The organism is Rathayibacter sp. VKM Ac-2857, from assembly GCF_013205025.1.
Lineage (GTDB): Bacteria > Actinomycetota > Actinomycetes > Actinomycetales > Microbacteriaceae > Rathayibacter.
In genome coordinates this window covers 126,228-146,296 of sequence record NZ_JABMLE010000004.1, presented here as the reverse complement: position 1 = coordinate 146,296, position 20,069 = coordinate 126,228, and the positions used below count along the sequence as shown (strand labels likewise).

The window sequence follows — 20,069 nt, the reverse complement described above, 5'->3', positions numbered from 1 at the left end:
GTGGTCGGCGCGGCGGTGGGGTGCCGCAGGCCGGACGAAGGGATCAGTTTAACCGCGGAGGGCTCAGTGCGGACGGAGACCGGAGCCGATGAGGTCGACCAGCCGGCCGGAGCCGTCGCGCACGCCGACGGAGGCGGCGCGGCGGCCCATGTCCGCCAGCCGCGGGGCGTCGTGCAGGAGCGGCACCAGGTCGCTCGCGACCCAGGCGGGCGTGAACGCCGCGTCCTCGACGAGGACCGCGCCGCCCGCGTCGACCACACCGCGGGCGTTGAAGCGCTGCTCGCCGTTGCCGACCGGATAGGGGACGTAGACCGCGGGCAGGCCGAGCGCGCTGAGCTCGCTCACCGTGGCGGCTCCGGCGCGCGAGACGGCGACGTCCGCGGCGGCGAGGGCGAGGTCCATCCGGTCGCAGTAGGCGAGGAGGTGGTAGCCGGCGACGCCGGGGTCGGTGATCTCGGCTCGGTCGCCGGTGATGTGCAGCACCTGGAACCCGGTCGCGACGAGAGCGGCGGCACTCGCGTGCACGGTCGCGTTGATCCGCCTCGCGCCGAGCGAGCCGCCGGTGACGAGCAGGGTCCGGCGCGCGGGGTCGAGACCGAAAGCGGCCATCGCCTCGTCGCGCGCGGCCGCCCGGTCCAGCTGCGCGATCTCGCGGCGCAGCGGCATGCCGACGACCTGCGCGTTCCGCAGCGGCGTGCCCTCGAAGGCGACGCCCACGAACGGCGTGAAGCGGGCGCCGAGCCGGTTGGCGAGACCGGGCCGGGCGTTGGCCTCGTGCACCACGAACGGGACGCCGGCCCGCCGGGCCGCCAGGTAGGCGGGGGCGGCCGCGTAGCCGCCGAAGCCGACGACCGCGTCGATCCGGCGCTCGCGGAGGGTGCGGACGATGCCGTCGATCGTCGCGCGGAAGGCGGAGGGGAAGCGCAGGGCGGCGCCGTTGGGGCGGCGCGGGAAGGGCAGACGCGGGATCACCGACAGCTCGTAGCCGCGCAGCGGGACGAGCCGGGCCTCGAGCCCCTCCGCGGTGCCGAGGACGAGGACCTCGTCGTCCGCGTTCCGCGCGCGGATCTCGTCCGCGGTCGCGAGCAGCGGATTGACGTGGCCGGCGGTGCCGCCGCCGGCGAGCAGGAAGCGGGTCATCGGGCGGCGGCCTTCTTGGCAGCGCGCGCGGCGGCGCCGTCGCTCGGCGAGGTCTGGTTCCGCGCGAAGGAGAGCACGACGCCGATGGCGAGCAGCGAGCTGAGCAGGGCGGTGCCTCCGGAGGAGATCAGCGGCAGCGGCACTCCGAGCACCGGGAGCACCCCGAGCACCACCCCGATGTTGACGAACGCCTGGCCGATCAGCCAGACCATGACGGCGCCGGTCGTGATGCGCACGAACGGATCGGTGGACGCGTGGATGATGCGGAAGAACGCGATGGCGAGGACGACGAACAGCGCCAGGACCACGATCGCGCCGATCAGGCCGAGCTCCTCGCCGATGATCGCGAAGATGTAGTCGTTGTCGGCCGCAGGGAGCCAGGACCACTTGGCCTTGGAGTTGCCGAGGCCGACGCCGAAGATGCCGCCGGACGCCATCGCCCAGGTGCCGTGCACGGGCTGCCAGCACGAGGTCTCGTACTGCTCCGACCCCGAGCAGTCGCCGAGGAAGGACATGATGCGGGTCAGCCGGTTCTCGCTGGAGACCGCGAAGAGCACGGCGCCCACCGCGCCGACCAGCACGATCGGGACGAGCACCTTCATCTGCACGTTCGCGTAGAAGAGCGCGGCCAGCACGATGCCCGCGAGGATCAGGACGGTGCCGAGGTCGCCACCGCCGAGGACGAGGCCGATCGAGCCGCCCGCGACGATCAGGACGGGCATCAGCGCGTCCTTCCAGTCCTTCGGACCGCGGTAGCGGCGCGCGAGGAGCAGGCCCAGCCAGAGGGCCAGAGCGAGCTTGATGATCTCGGACGGCTGCATCGTGAAGCCGCCGATGCGGAGCCAGTTGCGGTTGCCGCCGACCTCCCAGCCGAGCGGCGAGAACAGCACGAGCAGCTGCAGGAAGCAGCCGGCCCCGAGCAGGAGCGGCGTGGCCTTCTTCCAGAACCGGATCGGCACGCGCGAGACGACGAGCATCAGCGGCACGCCGAGCAGGGCGAATCCGCCCTGGCGGAAGAAGCCGCCGAAGGAGTCGTCGCTGCGCACGTAGGAGGTGACGGAGGAGGAGGAGAGCACCATCGTCAGCCCGAAGAGCACGAGGAAGAGCGTGGTGCCGAAGAGCAGGAAGAAGTTCGGCGATCCCGAGGCGAGGACGCGGGCCAGCACGATCCGCGCGGTGCGGAGGCGGCCGCGCTCCCGGCTCTGCTCGTCCCCGGCGGCCTCAGTGCGCGAGCGGCCCGGGCTGCGGTTCGTCGTCGGAGCGGTCATCGGCTCCCCCTCCCAGATACGTCGCCACGGCGGCCGCGAAGAAGCGGCCCCGCTCCGCGTAGTCGCGGAACTGGTCCATCGACGCCGCGGCGGGTGCGAGCAGGACGACGTCGCCCGTGCGGGCGAGCACCGCGGCGGCCTCGACGGCCGCCTGCATCACCGCCCCAGTGTCATCCGGGACCACCTCGGTCACGGGGAGGGCGGGCGCGTGTCGCCGGAATGCCTCGAGGACCTCCGCGCGGTCCGCGCCGATGACCACGGCACCGCGCAGCCGGCCGGTGTGGGCGGCGACGAGCGCGTCGATGTCGACGCCCTTCAGCAGCCCTCCGACGAGCCAGACGACGGACGGGTAGGCCCGGAGCGAGGCGTCGGCGGCGTGCGGATTCGTCGCCTTGGAGTCGTTCACCCAGACCACGCCGGAGCTCTCGGCGACCACCTGGATGCGGTGCGCGTCGAGCTCGAAGGTCGCGAGCGCGCGGCGGACGGCGCCCGGCTCGATTCCGCAGGCCCGCGAGAGGGCCGCGGCCGCCAGCACGTTCTGCACGATGTGCGGGGCGGCGAGTCCGCGGGCGGCGAGCTCGTCGACCGTGGCGATCTCGATCGCGCTGGTGGCGCGGTCCTCGAGGAAGGCGCGGTCGCAGAGGATGCCGTCGACGACGCCGAAGTCGCTCGGACCGGGCACGCCGAGGCCGAAGCCGATGGCGCGCGCGCCCTCGATCACCTCGGCGTCGACGACCATCTGCTCGGTGACGGCGTCGGCGCGGTTGTAGACGCAGGCGACCCGCGTGTTCGCGTAGACCTTCGCCTTCGCGTCGCGGTAGGCCTCGAACGAGCCGTGCCAGTCGAGGTGGTCCTCGGCGATGTTCAGGCAGGCGCTCGCGAGCGGCTCGATCCGGCCCAGGTAGTGCAGCTGGTAGCTGGAGAGCTCGACCACCAGCACGTCGAAGCCCTGCGGATCTCGGACGGCGTCGAGCACCGGGATCCCGATGTTGCCGCACGGCGCCGCGCGCAGCCCGCCGGCGACGAGCATCGTCGCGGTGAGCTGCACGGTCGTGGTCTTGCCGTTGGTGCCGGTCACCAGCACCCAGTCGGCCGGAGTGCCGTCGGCCCGGACGACCTTGTCGCGGACGCGCCAGGCGAGCTCGACATCGCCCCAGAGCGCGATGCCCGACTCCCCCGCCCACGCGACGATCGGGTGCGTCGGTGCGAAGCCGGGCGAGACCACGACCAGCTCGGGGGCGAACGACTCCAGTTCCTCCGGCACGCGGTCGAGCCGCTCGGCGTGGTGCAGTCGCGCGCCGATCACCTCGAGCAGGCGCTCGCGCTCCTCGTCGGCGCGGTCGGCCAGCACGAGGACCTCGGCACCCAGCTCGGTCAGCGTGTCGGCGACGGAGAAGCCGGTGACGCCGAGCCCCAGCACGGCCACGCGGAGACCGCGCCAGTCGGAGTGCCAGCTGGTCAGGGAGTCGGGGCGGGCGGACTGCGCGGGATCGGTCATGCCAGGGAGAGCCATTCGAGGTAGAAGAGCCCGACGCCGGCCGCGACGAAGATGCCGGCGATGATCCAGAAGCGGACCACCACCGTGATCTCGGCCCAGCCCTTGAGCTCGAAGTGGTGGTGGAGCGGGCTCATCAGGAAGATGCGCTTGCCCCGGGTCAGCTTGAAGTAGATCCGCTGCACGATCACCGAGCCGGTGACGATCACGAACAGGCCGCCGATCAGGATGACGAGCAGCTCGGTGCGGGTGAGGATCGCGAGGGCGGCGAGCGCGCCGCCCAGGCCCAGCGAGCCGGTGTCGCCCATGAAGATCTGAGCGGGCGAGGTGTTCCACCAGAGGAAGCCCACGAGGGCGCCCGAGATCGCCGCGGCGATGATCGCGAGGTCGAACGGATCGCTCACCTGGTAGCACTTGTCGGCCACCTCGGGGTTGAGCTGCGCGTCGAAGCACCACTGGTTCGACTGCCAGAAGCCGATGATCACGTAGGAGCCGATCGCGAGGATCGACGACCCGGTGGCCAGGCCGTCGAGGCCGTCCGCGACGTTGACGCCGTTCGACGTGCTCGTCACGATCACGCAGATCCAGAGCACGAACAGCCCGATGCCGATCCAGCCGAGCGTCGCGAAGTCGAACGGGAGGTCGCGGATGAACGAGATCGAGGTCGACGCGGGCGTCAGGCCGTTGGAGTCGCGGACCATGATCGCGATCACCGCGAAGGCCGCCGCCACGATGATCTGGCCGGCGATCTTCGCCCAGCCGCCGAGCCCGAGGCTGCGCTGGTTCCGGGTCTTCAGGAAGTCGTCGATGAAGCCGACGAAGCCGAGCCCCACCATCATGAACAGCACCAGCAGCGCCGACGGCGCGAGCGCCCGGTTGCCGAAGAGCGAGCCGAGGAAGTAGCCCGCCACGGTGGCGATGATGATGACGATGCCGCCCATCGTCGCCGTGCCGTGCTTGACGTGGTGCGACTTCGGTCCGTCCTCGCGGATGAACTGCCCCCACTGGAGGCGGTGGAACAGCCGGATGAACAGCGGCGTCAGCAGCAGCGTGAACGCGCCGGAGAAGGCTCCGGCCAGAAGGAGTGCTCTCATCGGTGGCGCTCTCCCAGTCGGTCGCCCAGGAATCGCAGCCCGGCGGAGTTGGACGACTTCACCAGGACGGTGTCGCCGCTCCGAAGATAGCCGTCGAGGAGGTCGTACGCCTCGTCGGCGGTCTCGACGAAGACGGACTCGCCGCTCCAGGAGCCCTCGCGCTCGGCGGCGACGTGGATCCGCCGCGCCTTCGCTCCGACCACGACGATCTGCGCGATGTTCAGCCGGACGGCGAGCAGGCCCACGCGGTCGTGCTCCTCGTCGGCCCACTCCCCCAGCTCGCTCATCTCGCCGAGGACCGCGACGGTGCGCCCCTCCGGCTTCGCGATCTGGGCGAGGGTCCGCAGGGCGGCCGCCGTGGAGTCGGGGCTGGCGTTGTAGGCGTCGTTGACGACCGTGACGTCGGCGCCGCCGAGGACCTGCATGCGCCAGCGCTCCGCGAGCGTGACGGTGCCGAGGGCGTCGACGATCGCGTCGAGCGGGACGCCGACGGAGAGCGCGGCGGCGGTCGCGGCCAGCGCGTTCATCACGTGGTGCTCGCCGAGGACGCGGAGGAAGAGCTCGGCGCGGGCGGCCTCGCGGCCCTCCCCCGCGCTGATCTCGATGGTGAAGCGGGTGCCCTCGGCCGTCGGCTCGATGTCGACGGCGCGGACGTCGGCCTGCTCGCCGTGGCCGAACCACAGCACGCGGGCGGCGGTCTTCGCCTGCATCGAGGCGACGCGGCCGTCGTCGGCGTTGAGCACCGCGACGTCGTCCGCCGTCAGATCGGCGACCATCTCGGTCTTCGCCTCGAGCGTGCGCTCGATGCCGCCGAACTCGCCGGCGTGGGCGAGACCGACCGCGAGGACGATCCCGACGTCGGGCTTGGCCATCCGGACGAGGCGGCGGATCTCGCCGACCGCGCTCGCGCCCATCTCCGCCACCAGGTACCGCGTCGACGGCGACACCTTGAGCATCGTGATCGGCGCGCCGACCTCGTTGTTGAACGAGCCCTGCGGGGCGACGGTCTCGCCCTGGCGCTGGAGGATCGTCCGGAGCAGGTTCTTGGTGGTCGTCTTGCCGTTGGAGCCGGTGACCGCGAGGACGGTCAGGTTCCCGAGCGCGCGGACGCGGCGGACGACCTCGGTCGCCAGGGCGCCGAGCGCCTCGACGGAGTCGTCGACGAGCACCTGCGGCACGTCCAGGTCGAGCGGGCGCTCGACGATCAGCAGGGCGGCGCCGCGCTCGACGGCGACGGGCGCGAAGAGGTGGCCGTCGGTGTGCTCGCCGCGCTTGGCGACGAAGATCCCGCCGGGCGCGATCTCGCGGGAGTCGGTCTCGGTCGCGCCGTCGACGACGGTGCTCGCGTTCGCGGAGGAGCCGGCGAGGTGCAGGCGGCCGGAGACGGCCGCGGCGATCTCGGTGAGGGTCAGGGCGATCATCTAGAGCCAGCCCGCCTCGCGCAGGGCCTGCCGGACGTCGTCTCTGGCCGAATACGGCATGTGCACTCCTGCAATCTCCTGATAGTCCTCGTGGCCGGGTCCGGCGTAGAGGATCGCATCGCCCTCGTCCGCGAGGGCGACGGCCGCCCGCACGGCGGCCCGCGGGTCGGGGATCTCGTGGATCTCCCGGCCGGGCGCGGCCTCGGTCGCCGCGGCGAGGAGGACGGCGCGGATCGCCGCCGGGTCCTCCCAGCGCGGGTGGAAGTCGGTCACGATCACGACGTCCGACAGCTCGGCGGCGATGCGCCCCATGTCCGCGCGCTTCGTGGTGTCGCGGTCGCCGTCGGCGCCGAAGACCATGATCAGGCGGCCGGGCGTCAGCGCCCGCAGCGCCTCGAGCGCGTTCGAGAACGCGTCCGGGGTGTGGCCGTAGTCGACGTAGACGCGTGGGCCGCGGTCGCCGGAGACGCGCTCGGCACGCCCCGGGATGTAGACGTCGAGCACGCCCTCCTCGAGGGTGTGCGCGATCGCCTCGAGGTCGAACCCGGACTCGACGAGCATGACGATCGCGAGCGCCGCGTTCGCCGCCATGTACCAGCCGATCAGCGGGATGCTCACGACGACGGAGCGGTTCTCCGGCCCCTCGAGGCGGAAGACGGTGCCGTCCGCGGTGCCCTCGACGACCGTCATCGACCAGTCGGCCGGCGTGCTCGGTGCCACGCCGACCACCGGCGAACTGGCGAGCGTGGTCACGGGGATGCGGCTGCGCTCGACGAGCTCGCGGCCCCAGCTGCTGTCGACGGTCACGACGCCGCGGCGCGCGCGGTCCGGCCCGAACAGGTCGGCCTTCGCCTCGAAGTAGTGCGCCATGTCGGTGTAGTCGTCGAGGTGGTCGTGCGTGAGATTGGTGAAGCCGACGACGTCGAAGACGAGGCCGTCGATCCGGTGGCGGGTGAGCGCCTGGGCGGACACCTCGATCGAGACCGCGCGGACGGCGGCCTCGCGCATGCGCGCCAGCAGCGCGTGCAGCTCGCTCGCCTCGGGGGTCGTGAGCGCGCTGACGACGGCCACGTCGCCGATCCGGCGCTCGGCGGTCGAGCTCAACCCCGAGACGACGCCGAGGCGGCGCAGCAGCGCGTCGAGGAGGTAGACGACACTCGTCTTGCCGTTGGTGCCGGTCACGCCGAAGAGCGTCGGAGCGTCCTCGCGGGTGCGGTGGATCCAGGCGGCGACGTCGCCGAGGGCGGCGCGCGGATCCGGGGTGACGAGGACGGGGAGACCGCTGGAGGCGGCCAGCTCGGCGCCCTCGGGATCGGTCAGCACCGCGACCGCTCCGGCCTCGGCGGCCCCGGCGGCGAAGGCGGCACCGTGCGCGGCCCGGCCGGCGACGCCGACGTAGAGGTCGCCCGGCTCGACGCAGCGCGAGTCGAGGGTGACCCCGCTGACCTCGACGCCGTCGACCCCGCGCACCGGGCCGAGGGAGAACTCGGCGACGAGCTGCGAGAGCGAGCGGGGCGCCGGGTGCTCAGGCCGGAGGGAGGTCTGCGGGCGAGTGTCGTGCAAGGCCCGCCCTCTCTCTCCTGCTGGTGCTGTCTCTCGTGCCGGTGCCGGTTCTCGTGCCGGTGCTGGTTGTGGTCTGCTCGGTCGTGTCCTGGGAAGGGCGGTCACCACGTGGTGGGGTACTCGACCGGCGGGACCGTGGACGGCTCCACCCGGTTGGTCTTGAGCACCTGGGTCATGACCTGCTGGAACACGGGGGCCGTCGCCTGGGACGTGTTCATCTTAACCGGATCGGCGATGGTGACCGTCACGACGTACTCCGGGTCCTCCGCGGGCGCGAGGCCGGCCAGCGAGACGGTGTAGCTCTTCGAGTAGCCGCCGTTGCCGTCCGGCTGCTGCGCGGTGCCCGTCTTGGTGGCGATGTTGTAGCCGTCGACGTGGATGTCGTTCGCGAGCCAGCCCTCGTTGTAGTGGGTCTGCAGCATGTCGACGACGTCCTTCGCCGCTCCGGCGGAGACGACCTGGGTGCCGGTCGTGTCGGGCACGTCGATCACGGAGCCGTCGGGCGTGGTGCAGCCCTCGACCAGCTGGGCGGGCAGGCGCACGCCGCCGTTGCCGAGGGTCTGGTAGATGCTCGCGACCTGGACCGCCGTCGCCGAGACGCCCTGGCCGAACATCGTCGTGTAGTTGGTCTGCTTGTCCCAGTCCTCCGAGTCGGCGAGGAGGCCGCCGGTCTCGCCGGGGAAGTCGACGGCCGTCGGGGCGCCGAGGCCGAACTTCTTCAGGTAGTCGTAGCGCTGCGAGGCGGAGAGCTTGGAGCCCATCATCGCGATGCCGACGTTCGAGGAGTCCTTGAGGATGCCGGTCAGCGTGTAGTTGGTCGGTGTGTGCGCGAAGTCGTCGCTGAACGAGGCGCCGTCCTTCTCGAACGTGTCGGGGACGACGATCTCGCTGGTCGGGCTCGCGAGGCCCTGGTCGATCAGCATCGCCGCGGTCATCGGCTTGAAGGTCGAGCCGGGCTCGAACGGGCTCTGGAAGGCCCGCGAGCCGCGGTCGTCCGGGGCACTGGCCGACACGTTGTTCGGGTCGACCGTCGGGGTCTCGGCGACGGTCAGGAGCTTGCCGGTCTTGACCTCCTGCACCACGACGATGCCGTAGCTGCCGCCCACCTCGGCCACCCGCTGCGCGAGCACCTGCTGCGAGTAGTACTGCAGGTCGGCGTCGATGGTCAGCTCGAGCGTCCCGCCGTCGACCGCGGGGGTCTCCGCCACGGTGCTGCCGGGGATGCGGACGTAGTCGGCGCTGCGCTCGTAGCTCTCGGAGCCGTTGGCCCCGGCGAGGCAGGCGTTCTCGGCGTACTCCATGCCCTCCTGCGCGGCGCCGTCGCCGCCCACGTAGCCGACCAGGTTGCCCGCGACCGCGCCGTTCGGGTAGGTCCGGCCCTGCTGCGTCTCGAAGTAGGTCCACGGGATGTCGAGGGCCACGAGCTTCTGGTACGCCTCGAGGTCGAGGCCCTCGGAGAGGATCAGGTAGTTGGCCTTCGGGTCCTTCGCGACCGCGTCGCTCACCGCGGTGACGATCTGCGGGACGGTCTGCCCCGTGATCGCACCGATCTCGGAGGCGGCCTGCTCGACGCTGACCATCACCTCCTGGCCGTCGGGCATCTCGCGGAGGAACTCCGCGACGTTCTTCGGCGAGGTCGTCAGCCGGTACCGCGTGGTGGCGTCGGCCAGCACCGTGCCGGAGCGGTCGACGATCGAGCCGCGGGTGCCGTAGGTGATGACGCTGTTCGACTGGTTCTGCGCCGCCTCGTCGGTCAGCTCGTTGGCGCGGACGACCTGGATGTCGACCAGCTTGCCGATGAAGAGGCCGACGACGGCGGCGATGACGAGGAAGGTGACGGCGGTGCGTCGCCTGCTCGAGCGGTGGTGTCTCACGGCGCTAGGGGCCCTTCGGTGCGTGGTCGGAGCGGCTCAGTGCGTGCTCGAGGGGAGTCAGTGCGTGATCGGGGCGGGCAGCTCGCCCTGCAGCGGGGCGACCGCCGTGGCGGAGCCCGGGACTGCGGCGGCGGCCGGCGGCGCGATCAGCGCGTTCGGCACGGCGGAGGCGGCCGCGGCGGTGCCGACCTCGCTCGCGGCGGCGGTGGCCGGGTCGCCCAGCACCGCGCCGTCGGAGAGGCGGAGGTAGACGGGCGCGGTGTTCGCGACCATGCCGAGGCCCTGCGCGGCGGTCGCGAGGTTCTGCGGCGAGCTGAGCGTGTCGACCGCGTCCTGCTTCTCCGCATTGCCGCGGGTGAGCGTCTTCTGCTCGCCCTGCAGCGTGGCGATCTGGTACGCGCCCTCGGAGAGGCCGACGCTGACCAGCAGCTGGATCACGATGATCGCGAAGAGGCCGGCGACGGCGACGATCCCGTAGACCAGCTTCGGCCGGGCCTGGCGCTCGGGAGCGGGGACGGCCTCGATCCGGGGTCGCCGGGCCGGCTCGGCGGGCTGCGCCGGTCGTGCGGTGCTGCGGTCGATGACGGGGTCGATGACGGCGGTCGCGCTCATGCGGTGCTCCTGATCCTCTCGGCCGCGCGCAGACGCACGGGTGTCGCTCGGGGGTTGGCGGCCTTCTCGTCGTCCGAGGCGAGCTCGGCGCCGCGGATGACGAGTCGGAACTCTGGTCGGTGCTCGGGCAGCTCCATCGGCAGGCCGACGGGCGCCGTGGAGGAGGAGGCGGCCTGCAGGGCGCGCTTGACGATGCGGTCCTCGAGCGACTGGTACGCCTCGACGACGATGCGCCCGCCGACGGCGATGCGGCCGAGCGCGGCGGGGATCGCCCGCTCGAGCACCGAGAGCTCCTGGTTGACCTCGATGCGCAGCGCCTGGAAGACGCGCTTGGCCGGGTGGCCGTTGCGCTGGATCGCGACCGGGGTCGCCGCCTGGATGATCTCGACGAGCCGGCCGGAGCGCACGATCGGCGCGGACTCGCGCGCCTCGACGATCTTCTTCGCGTAGCGCGCGGCGAGCCGCTCCTCGCCGTACTCGTGGAAGATCCGCCGGAGCGCGATCTCGTCGTAGTCGGCCAGGATGCTCGCCGCGGTCAGCGGTGCGGTCGCGTCCATCCGCATGTCCAGCGGGGCGTCCTTGGAGTAGGAGAAGCCGCGCTCGGTCTCGTCGAGCTGCAGCGAGGAGACGCCGAGGTCGAAGAGGGCGCCGTCGATCGTGTCGATGCCGAGCTCGTCGAGGACGTCGGGCAGCTCGTCGTAGACGGCGTGCACCAGGTCGATCCGGGCGGAGTGCTCGGCGAGCCGGGCTCCGGCGAGCTGCAGCGCCTCCTTGTCGCGGTCGAGTCCGACGAGGTGCAGCCGCGGGAAGCGCTCGAGCAGCGCGAGCGAGTGCCCGCCCATGCCGAGCGTCGCGTCGACCAGCACGGCGCCGTCGCGCTCGAGCGCCGGTGCGAGCAGCTCGACGCAGCGCTCGAGCAGCACGGGGAGGTGCCGCTCCTCGGTGGGGCGCACGCCGTCGCCGGTGCGCCCGTCGCTGATGCGCACAGGGGTGTCCTCGGTGTTCTCTGCCATGGCGGTCCCGCCGTCCTGTTCCTGCCGTCCGATCCCCATCCAGCTCACGACCGGACACCGGGGAAGGTGCGTCCGGGCGCCGAGTGGCTGGGAGTCGCGCGGCAGGAGCTAGAACAGTCCGGGGATCACCTCCTCCTCGGTGTCGGAGAACACGGACTCCTGCTCGGTCAGGTAGCTGTCCCAGGCGTCCTGGGCCCAGATCTCGGCGCGATTGCCCGCACCGATGACGGTGAGGTCGCGGTCGAGACCGGCGTAGGCCCGCAGCGGTGCCGGGAGGGTGATGCGGTTCTGCTTGTCCGGCGTCTCGGCGCTGGCGCCGGAGAGGAACACGCGCAGGAAGTCGCGGGCCTGCTTGCTGGTGACGGGCGCCTGGCGGATCTTCTCGTGCATCGTCTCGAACTCGCGCTGGCTGAAGACGTAGAGGCACCGCTCCTGGCCACGCGTGACGACGACTCCGGAGGAGAGCTCGTCGCGGAACTTGGCGGGGAGGATCACGCGGCCCTTCTCGTCGAGCTTGGGGGAATGAGTGCCGAGGAACAACGGACTGCCCCCACTTCTCTCCGGCCAAGGTTGGTGTGGGCCCCACAGTACTCCACTTCCCCCCACCCACAACCCTGCCGACGGTCGCGGCGCGCCGCAGTGACTCAGTCGATCCGCGCCGTTGCAGGGATCGGGCGCGGTGGAGCGCAGTGGAGGGGAATCACACTCCCGGGGAGGGTCCGGGCGCAAAAAAAGGGCCGATCCGTGAGGATCGACCCTGGAGGTGGTGCGGGGTGGAGGACCCGCGCCGTGGAGCGCTAGGAGCGGCCGTCGCCGCGGTTGTCCCACCGGTCGTTCAGACGGTCCATGAAGTTGGACCCCTGGCCGCCGCTCGCCGAGCGCGGCTTCGACGGCCGGCCGGCCTCCGGGAGGCCGGAGGTGGTGGAGCCGCCGGGAGCGGGACGCATCGCCACGACGACGCCGGCGAGCATCAGTGCGAAGCCGCCGACGCCCACGAGGGGCTGACGGACGATGACGCCGGTGACGAGCACGCCGAGACCGACGATCGCGAGGAGGATGCCGAGCACGAGCGCGCGGTAGTTGGTGCCGCCCCGGCCCTTGCTGACCGCCGCGACGAAATCGGCGTCGTTCTGATAGAGATTGCGCTCCATCTCGTCGAGGAGCCGTTGCTCGTGTTCCGAAAGCGGCATCGGGACCCCTTCAGGGAGTGGCGTCGACCCGGCGGGGACGGCACCGAGGTGGGCGTGCGGTCTGCTCGACCGGGCTGGTGGCGCTTCAGTGTAGACCGAGCCCCGCCGAGGCGCCAGGCGCCATCGGTGCATAGGCTGGTCTGGTGAACCACAGCACTCGTCTGGTCGATCGCGTCCAGTTCCGAATCGATGAATTCCTCACCGGGCGCACGCCAATTCTGCGCTCCATAGGAGAGGACGTCTCCGCCCTCGGCGACCTTTCGCGGGACTTTCTCAGCGGGGGCAAGCGCTTCCGGGCGCGCTTCTGCGAGGCGGGCTGGACGGCCGTCTCCGCGGTCCCGAGCGAGGCGCACCGGAGCGCCTCCGACCCGATCGCCCGCGTCGGCGCGAGCCTCGAGCTCTTCCACGCCGCGGCGCTCGTCCACGACGACGTGATCGACAACTCCGACACCCGCCGGGGCGCGCCGGCCGCCCACCGCCGGTTCTCGGCGCTGCACGAGAGCGGCGGCTGGTCGGGCTCGGCGGACGAGTTCGGCCGCTCCTCCGCGATCCTGCTCGGCGACCTGCTGCTGGTCTGGTCGGACGAGATCTTCGCGGACGCCGAGTGGGCGCTCGAGGACCGCGCCGCCGCGGCACGGGCCCGCGCGGAGTTCAACTTGATGCGCACCGAGGTGACGCTGGGCCAGTACCTCGACATCCTCGAGGAGAGCGCCTGGGTGCGCCACCCCGAGCACGAGCATCTCGAGCGCTCGGAGCGCGTGGTCGTCTTCAAGAGCGCGAAGTACAGCATCGAGGCGCCGCTGGCCATCGGCGGCTCGCTCGGCGGCGGCGACGACGCCCAGATCGACGCGCTGCGCCGGTTCGGCCTGCCCCTCGGCATCGCCTTCCAGCTGCGCGACGACGTCCTCGGAGTGTTCGGCGACCCGGTCGTGACGGGCAAGCCCGCCGGCGACGACCTGCGCGAGGGCAAGCGGACCGTGCTGCTCGGCCTGGCCCGTGCGGCCGCGTCGGCGAGCGAGCGCGACGAGCTGGACGCCGTGGTCGGCCGTGCCGACGCGAGCGCGGACGACATCGCCCGGGCTCAGGAGGTCGTGGCGGGCTCCGGCGCGCTCGACCGGCTCGAGGAGCGCATCGCCCGCGAGGTGGCGACGGCCCTGGACGTGCTGCCCGACGCACCGCTGCGCGAGGAGGGCGTCGCGGAGCTGCGGGAGCTCGCCGACCGCGTCACCGCGCGGACGGCGTAGGACGCGCCGTCGCAGGCGGGCTCAGCGCCCGGGTCGACTCAGGCGAGCGCCTGCGCGACGCGGCGCACCTCGGCCTTGCGGCCGGCGAGCAGCGCCTGCACGGGGCTGGTGCCGAGGCTGTCCTCGTCCGCGAGCAGCCAGTCGATCGCCTCGTCGTCCGAGAAGCCCTGGTCCGAGAGCAGGATCGCCGTGCCGCGGATCTCGCTCAGCGGCTCGCCGTCGCGGAGGAAGACGGAGGGCACGACGAGCTTGCCGTCGCGGCGCGTGCCGAGCAGGTGGCGTTCCTCCAGGAGGCGGCGCACCCGGCTGACACCGAGACCGGTGACCTCGACCAGGTCGGGGACGGTCAGCCACTCGATCTCGGGAGTGGACGGGGAGGCGGAGGCAGCGGACGAGTCGGTCACCCGTCAAGAGTGCCACGAGCCGCCTCCGCGTTGCACGCCGGTTGTCCGGAGGGTCTTGCCTAGACTCGTCGCGTGACCACAAGCCAGCTCGACCCTCTCCTCGGCCGTCTCGTCGACGGCCGGTACGAGGTGCGCTCGCGCATCGCGCGGGGCGGCATGGCCACCGTCTACCTGGCGCACGACCAGCGCCTCGAGCGCCGGGTCGCCATCAAGGTCATGCACGGGCACCTCTCCGACGACCAGACGTTCAAGAACCGCTTCGTCCAGGAGGCGCGCTCCGCCGCGCGCCTGGCCCACCCGAACGTGGTGAGCGTCTTCGACCAGGGCCAGGACTCCGACATGGCCTACCTGGTGATGGAGTACCTCCCCGGCATCACCCTGCGCGACCTCCTTAAGGAGCGCGGGCGGCTGACGGCCCAGCAGGTCGTCGACATCATGCACTCGGTGCTGTCCGGGCTCGCGGCCGCGCACCGGGCCGGGATCCTGCACCGCGACCTCAAGCCCGAGAACGTGCTGCTGGCCGACGACGGCCGCATCAAGATCGGCGACTTCGGCCTCGCCCGGGCCGCGAGCGCGAACACCGCCTCCGGTCAGGCGCTGCTCGGCACGATCGCGTACCTCTCCCCCGAGCTGGTCACCCGCGGCACCGCGGACACCCGCAGCGACATCTACGCCATCGGCATCATGATCTACGAGATGCTCACCGGCGAGCAGCCCTTCACGGGCGAGCAGCCGATGCAGATCGCCTACCAGCACGCGAACGACTCGGTCCCCTACCCCAGCGCCAAGGTGCCGTCGGTGCCGACCTCGCTCGACGAGCTCGTGCTCTGGGCGACGGAGCGCGACCCGGACATGCGCCCGCGCGACGCCGGGGTGATGCTCGCGCAGCTGCTCGAGGCCGAGCGCCTGATGGGCATCACGCCGACCGACCGCCGCGGCGCGGACACCCAGGCCGTCACCCCCCTTCCGGTGGCGGAGCCCGCCACCGCGCTGCTGTTCGACGACGCCGTCACCGGGCACACCTCGGTGATCGAGGGCTCGCCCGCGGAGCTCGAGCAGCGCGACGACGACGACGCGGTCGCGCGGCTCGCGACGAAGCGGCGCACGCGCCGCCGCCGCGGTGTCCTGCTCACCGTGATCGTGCTGCTGCTCGCCCTGATCGGCGGCGGGACCGCGTGGTGGTTCGGCGAGGGCCCCGGCGCGATCGTGAACGTGCCGGACGTGGTGAGCCGCTCGCAGGACGAGGCGACGGCCGCGCTGGTGAGCCAGGGCTTCGAGGTGTCGCCGCAGCAGGCGAACGACCTGACCGTGCCCGCCGGCACGGTGCTCAGCACCGACCCGCCCGGCGGCCAGGGGCTGCACAAGGGCGAGGTGGTGACGCTCGTCGTCTCCAGCGGCCCGCGGCAGCTCGAGGTGCCCGCGCTCGCCGGCGTCTCCGAGGAGGAGGCGACGGCTGCGATCCAGGCCGCGCCGTTCACCGTGGGCGACGTGACGCGGATCTTCGACGCCGACGTCCCCGCGGGCGTCGTCGTCTCGGCGTCGCTGCCCGACGGCGGCGAGCTGCCCGCGACGATGTCCGAGACCAGCACGATCGCGATGACGGTCAGCCTCGGTGCGATCCCCAACGTCGTCGGTCTCACGGTCGACGAGGCGACGGCGGCCGCGAAGGACGCCGGGCTCGCCCTCGACCGCGAGCGCGAGGACTGGAGCGACACGGTCGCCGCCGGAGTGGTGCTCACGCAGATCAATCCCGAGGCCCCGGCGACCACCGGCGACACCGTCTCCGTCGTCGTCTCGAAGGGCCCGCAGCCGGTCGCCGTGCCCAACGTCGTCGGGATGACCCGCGACCAGGCGAAGGCCGCGCTCAGCGCCGTCGACCTGAAGTGGAGCTACGGCCTCACGACTCCGCTGATCGACCAGGTGCCGGACGAGGTGACGAAGGTGACCAACCAGTCCGACAAGGAGGGCGCCCTCGTGCAGCGCGGCACGACGGTCCAGCTCTCGATCACGATCACGATCTGACCGCGGAGCCCTGCGGCCGAGCCTCGTCGGCATGCCGGTCGAGCGGCTCCGCAGGCCGTGTCGAGCGGGGAAGCCGCTTCGCGTCGCGGTGGCGAGTGAAAGGACGCGGCTGCGCCGCGACATGCCGGTCGAGTAGCCCCGCAGGGGCGTATTGAGACCCGCCGTCGCCAGCAAGGGCGGGTCTGCAGACTCGTCTTCTGACGACGGTGGATCTCGATACGCCCCCTCAGCGGGCTACTCGATCAGCATGGAGGCGCCCGCTCAGCGGGCTGCGCCATCAACATGGAGGGGCCCGCTCCGCGGGCTGCGCGATCGTCGAAGACTGCCGCAGGCACACGATCAGCTGCGAATGCATGCTGGTCGAGTAGCCCCGCAGGGGCGTATCGAGACCCACCCGTCAGACGACGGTGGATCTCGATACGCCCGCTCCGCGGCCTACTCGATCAGCAGGCACGGCCCGCTCCGCGGGCTCGGCAGCTCAGCGCTCGCGCAGCTCCTCGGCAACGAGGAAGGCCAGCTCGAGGGACTGCATGTGGTTGAGGCGCGGGTCGCAGACCGACTCGTAGCGGGTGGCGAGGGTCGCCTCGTCGATGTGCTCCGAGCCGCCGAGGCACTCGGTGACGTCGTCGCCGGTGAGCTCGACGTGGATGCCGCCCGGGTGCGTGCCCGCGGCGCGGTGCGCCTCGAAGAAGCCCTTGACCTCGTCGACCACGTCGTCGAAGCGACGGGTCTTGTAGCCGGTGGGCGTCGTCAGGCCGTTGCCGTGCATCGGGTCGGTGACCCAGAGCGGCAGCGCGTCGCTCGCCTTGACGGCCTCCAGCAGCGGCGGCAGGGCGTCGCGGATCTTGCCGGCGCCCATCCGCGTGATGAAGGTGAGGCGCCCGGGCTCGCGGTCCGGGTCGAGCTTGTCGATCAGCTCGAGCATCGTCTCGGGGGTCGTCGAGGGGCCGAGCTTGACGCCGATCGGATTGCGCACGCGCGAGAGGAAGTCGACGTGCGCGCCGTCGAGCTCGCGGGTGCGCTCGCCGATCCAGATGAAGTGGCTGGAGGTGTTGTACGGCGTGCCGGTGCGCGAGTCGATCCGCGTCATCGGGCGCTCGTAGTCCATCAGCAGGCCCTCGTGGCCGGTGTAGAACTCGGTGCGCTTCATGCCCTCGAAGTCGGCGCCGCAGGCCACCATGAACTTCACCGCGCGGTCGATCTCGCGGGCGAGCTGCTCGTAGCGCTGGTTCTGCGGGTTCTCGGTGAAGCCCTTGTTCCAGTAGTGCACGAGGCGCAGGTCGGCGAAGCCGCCCTGGGTGAAGGCGCGGATGAGGTTCAGCGTCGAGGCGGCCGTGTGGTAGCCCTGCACGATGCGGCGCGGGTCGGCGGTGCGCGACTCCGGGGTGAAGTCGTAGCCGTTGACGATGTCGCCGCGGTAGGCGGGCAGCGTCACGTCGCCGCGGGTCTCGAGGTCGCTCGAGCGGGGCTTCGCGAACTGGCCGGCCATGCGGCCCATCTTGATGACGGGCATGCTCGCGCCGTAGGTCAGGACGACGGCCATCTGCAGCACGGTCTTCACCCGGTTGCGGATCTGGTCGGCGGTCGCTCCGGCGAAGGTCTCGGCGCAGTCGCCGCCCTGGAGCAGGAAGGCCTCGCCGCGGGCCGCGGCACCGAGGCGCTCGCGCAGCTGGTCGACCTCGCCCGCGAAGACGAGCGGGGGCAGCGCCGCGACCTCGGCGGACGCGGCGGCGACCGCGGCGGCGTCCGGCCAGTTGGGCTGCTGCTTGATCTCGAGCTCGCGCCAATAGTCCAGGCCGGCGACCACGGAGGGGGCGGCGAGGACGTACGGTTCGTTCGGATCGATGACCACGAGGGTTCCTGGTTCTGACGGGCGCGCGGCGCGCGCAGTGATCGCCGCCCGGGCGGACGGCGACGGTTGACGAGCTTATCGGCTCGGCGGGGCCTTCTCCGGAGGTGCGCCCAGCCGGGGAGGCTCAGCGCAGGAGGAGGCTCAGCGCAGCAGGGCCGCGCGCTTCTCCTTGACCGAGGTCGCGTAGACGTCGAGATACTCCTGGCCGCTGAGCGCCAGCAGCTCGTACATGATCTCGTCGGTGATCGAGCGGAGGATGAAGCGGTCGCCCTCCATGCCCTCGAAGCGGCTGAAGTCGAGCGGCTCGCCGAAGACGATGCCGATGCGCCCGAGCTTGGGCAGGCGACTGCCGATCGGCATGATGCGGGCGGTGTCGATCATCGCCACTGGGATGACGGGTACACCCGCCTCGAGGACCATCCGCGCGACGCCGGTGCGGCCGCGGTACATCCGCCCGTCGGGGCTGCGGGTGCCCTCGGGGTAGATGCCGAGCGCCTCGCCGCCGGCCAGGACGCGGAGCCCCGTGTTGAGCGAGGCCTCCGAGGCCTTGCCGCCCGAGCGGTCGATCGGGAGCATGCCGGTGGCGGTGAAGAAGAGCTTCGTCGCCCAGCCCTTGAGGCCCTTGCCCGTGAAGTAGTCGCTCTTCGCGAGGAAGACCATGTTGCGCTCGATCACCAGCGGGAGGAACACCGAGTCGATGAAGGAGAGGTGGTTGCTCGCGAGGATGACGCCGCCCGTCGCCGGGACGCGGTCGGCGCCGACCACCCACGGGCGGAAGATCGTCTTGAGCAGGGGCCCGGCGACGATGTGCTTCATGAACCAGTAGAACAAGGGGCGCTCCTCAGCGGTCCGCGACCGGGGTCACAGCGAGCTCGCGTGCAGGCGGGCGAGGTCGGCCGCGCCGACGACCCCCGCGTCGTTGACGAGCTCCGCGATGCGGAACTCGGGCTCGGGGTGGTACCCCCGGGCGGGCAGGTTGTCGAGGTAGGCCTGGCGGATCGGATCGAGCAGGAGGTCGCCCGCCTGCGCCACTCCCCCGCCGATCACGAACATCTGCGGGTCGAGGACCGCGCTGAGGCTCGCCGCCGCCTCGCCCAGCCAGTGGCCGAGCTGGCGCAGGGCCGCGAGGGCGCCGAGGTCGCCGGCGCTGATCAGCTCGGCGATGACGCCGCCGTCGAGCTCGCCGCCGTTCCTCGCGCGGGCATCGGCGATGCCCTGGCCGATCCCGCCGGCGTCGGCCAGCTCGGCGGCGAAGCGCTGCAGGGCCCGGCCGGAGCCGTACTGCTCGATGCAGCCGCGCGCGCCGCAGCCGCAGGGCAGCCCGCCGGGGACGACGCGCATGTGGCCGATCTCGGCCGCCGCGCCGAAGCCGCCGCGCAGGAGCCGGTCGTTGATGACGATCGCGCCGCCGACGCCGGTGCCGATCGTGAGCATCAGCATGTCGCTCACGAGGCGGCCGGCGCCGTAGCGGAACTCGGCCCAGCCGGCCGCGTTGGCGTCGTTCTCGATGATGATCGGGAGGTCGATGCGCGCCGAGAGCTTCTCGCGGAAGGGCTCGTTGCGCCAGTTGATGTTGGGGGCGTAGTAGACGATCGACTGCGAGGCGTCGATGAAGCCGGCCGCAGCGACTCCCACGGCCGAGACGTCGCCGGTGGGGAGACCCTCGCGCAGGCGAGCCACCATCTCGACGACGACGTCGACGATGAGCTCCGGGTGCCCGGCGGGAGTCGGCTGACGGTCCTCGCGGACGATGCCGCCGAACTCGTCGACGAGCGCTCCGGCGATCTTCGTGCCGCCGATGTCGATACCGATCGCGTGCACGCGAACCGCCTTCCCTTCGCCTCCGACGCCGCTGCGCCGCGGGTCCGCCCTGGAGC

The 20,069-nt window shown here is 72.0% G+C and carries 17 protein-coding genes; 2 read left to right on the top strand and 15 right to left on the bottom strand.

Features of this window, described 5'->3' with window-relative positions:
- Positions 1-63: 63 nt before the first annotated feature.
- The 11 genes from murG to HQQ86_RS17515 all read right to left on the bottom strand — a co-directional run bounded on the left by murG (position 64) and on the right by HQQ86_RS17515 (position 12,670).
- Positions 64-1,140 (bottom strand): undecaprenyldiphospho-muramoylpentapeptide beta-N-acetylglucosaminyltransferase, encoded by a 1,077-nt coding sequence (gene murG / locus HQQ86_RS17565; protein WP_173289579.1) that lies wholly within the window; start codon positions 1,138-1,140, stop codon positions 64-66.
- Positions 1,137-2,408, bottom strand: coding sequence for a putative lipid II flippase FtsW (gene ftsW, locus HQQ86_RS17560; protein ID WP_173289577.1), 1,272 nt, complete (start codon positions 2,406-2,408; stop codon positions 1,137-1,139). Before ftsW ends, murG begins: the two co-directional genes overlap by 4 nt.
- Positions 2,362-3,906 carry a UDP-N-acetylmuramoyl-L-alanine--D-glutamate ligase gene (murD, locus tag HQQ86_RS17555; RefSeq protein WP_173289575.1) on the bottom strand — a complete coding sequence of 515 codons (1,545 nt, stop codon included), beginning with the start codon at positions 3,904-3,906 and terminating at the stop codon, positions 2,362-2,364. Before murD ends, ftsW begins: the two co-directional genes overlap by 47 nt.
- Positions 3,903-4,997 carry a phospho-N-acetylmuramoyl-pentapeptide-transferase gene (gene mraY, locus HQQ86_RS17550; RefSeq protein WP_123732994.1) on the bottom strand — a complete coding sequence of 365 codons (1,095 nt, stop codon included), beginning with the start codon at positions 4,995-4,997 and terminating at the stop codon, positions 3,903-3,905. The genes murD and mraY overlap by 4 nt, the downstream gene beginning before the upstream one ends.
- Positions 4,994-6,418: a UDP-N-acetylmuramoyl-tripeptide--D-alanyl-D-alanine ligase gene (gene murF, locus HQQ86_RS17545; RefSeq protein WP_173289573.1), complete on the bottom strand. Its 1,425-nt coding sequence runs from the start codon at positions 6,416-6,418 to the stop codon at positions 4,994-4,996. The genes mraY and murF overlap by 4 nt, the downstream gene beginning before the upstream one ends.
- On the bottom strand, positions 6,419-7,981 hold the full coding sequence (locus tag HQQ86_RS17540) for a Mur ligase family protein (protein ID WP_173289571.1): 1,563 nt from the start codon (positions 7,979-7,981) through the stop codon (positions 6,419-6,421).
- A gap of 101 nt (positions 7,982-8,082) precedes the next feature.
- Entirely contained in the window at positions 8,083-9,855 is a 1,773-nt protein-coding gene (locus tag HQQ86_RS17535; RefSeq protein WP_367948713.1) for a peptidoglycan D,D-transpeptidase FtsI family protein, read from the bottom strand.
- A gap of 57 nt (positions 9,856-9,912) precedes the next feature.
- Positions 9,913-10,467, bottom strand: coding sequence for a hypothetical protein (locus tag HQQ86_RS17530; RefSeq protein WP_173289569.1), 555 nt, complete (start codon positions 10,465-10,467; stop codon positions 9,913-9,915).
- The gene (gene rsmH / locus HQQ86_RS17525) at positions 10,464-11,480 is read right to left on the bottom strand and encodes a 16S rRNA (cytosine(1402)-N(4))-methyltransferase RsmH (RefSeq protein ID WP_216845646.1); all 1,017 of its coding nucleotides are present in this window, start codon (positions 11,478-11,480) and stop codon (positions 10,464-10,466) included. Before rsmH ends, HQQ86_RS17530 begins: the two co-directional genes overlap by 4 nt.
- Positions 11,481-11,588: 108 nt before the next feature.
- Positions 11,589-12,020, bottom strand: coding sequence for a division/cell wall cluster transcriptional repressor MraZ (mraZ, locus tag HQQ86_RS17520; protein WP_173289565.1), 432 nt, complete (start codon positions 12,018-12,020; stop codon positions 11,589-11,591).
- Between the two features lie 257 nt (positions 12,021-12,277).
- The gene (locus HQQ86_RS17515; protein ID WP_173289563.1) at positions 12,278-12,670 is read right to left on the bottom strand and encodes a DUF3040 domain-containing protein; all 393 of its coding nucleotides are present in this window, start codon (positions 12,668-12,670) and stop codon (positions 12,278-12,280) included.
- A 143-nt stretch (positions 12,671-12,813) separates the two neighbouring features.
- Here HQQ86_RS17515 and HQQ86_RS17510 point away from each other — a divergent pair, with 143 nt between their 5' ends.
- A complete protein-coding gene (locus tag HQQ86_RS17510) occupies positions 12,814-13,914 on the top strand; it encodes a polyprenyl synthetase family protein (protein WP_173289561.1) in 1,101 nt (366 codons plus the stop codon).
- 38 nt (positions 13,915-13,952) lie between these two features.
- Here HQQ86_RS17510 and HQQ86_RS17505 read toward each other — a convergent pair whose 3' ends face one another.
- Positions 13,953-14,318, bottom strand: coding sequence for an Rv2175c family DNA-binding protein (locus tag HQQ86_RS17505; RefSeq protein WP_320527026.1), 366 nt, complete (start codon positions 14,316-14,318; stop codon positions 13,953-13,955).
- A gap of 72 nt (positions 14,319-14,390) precedes the next feature.
- Here HQQ86_RS17505 and pknB point away from each other — a divergent pair, with 72 nt between their 5' ends.
- Positions 14,391-16,340 carry a Stk1 family PASTA domain-containing Ser/Thr kinase gene (gene pknB / locus HQQ86_RS17500; RefSeq protein WP_173289560.1) on the top strand — a complete coding sequence of 650 codons (1,950 nt, stop codon included), beginning with the start codon at positions 14,391-14,393 and terminating at the stop codon, positions 16,338-16,340.
- 478 nt (positions 16,341-16,818) lie between these two features.
- Here pknB and HQQ86_RS17495 read toward each other — a convergent pair whose 3' ends face one another.
- From HQQ86_RS17495 to HQQ86_RS17485, 3 genes are all read right to left on the bottom strand, one after another.
- Positions 16,819-18,147 carry a class II 3-deoxy-7-phosphoheptulonate synthase gene (locus HQQ86_RS17495; RefSeq protein WP_173290388.1) on the bottom strand — a complete coding sequence of 443 codons (1,329 nt, stop codon included), beginning with the start codon at positions 18,145-18,147 and terminating at the stop codon, positions 16,819-16,821.
- 186 nt (positions 18,148-18,333) lie between these two features.
- Positions 18,334-19,023: a 1-acyl-sn-glycerol-3-phosphate acyltransferase gene (locus HQQ86_RS17490; RefSeq protein WP_173289558.1), complete on the bottom strand. Its 690-nt coding sequence runs from the start codon at positions 19,021-19,023 to the stop codon at positions 18,334-18,336.
- Between the two features lie 30 nt (positions 19,024-19,053).
- Positions 19,054-20,013 (bottom strand): ROK family glucokinase, encoded by a 960-nt coding sequence (locus tag HQQ86_RS17485; protein WP_173289556.1) that lies wholly within the window; start codon positions 20,011-20,013, stop codon positions 19,054-19,056.
- Positions 20,014-20,069: the final 56 nt, after the last annotated feature.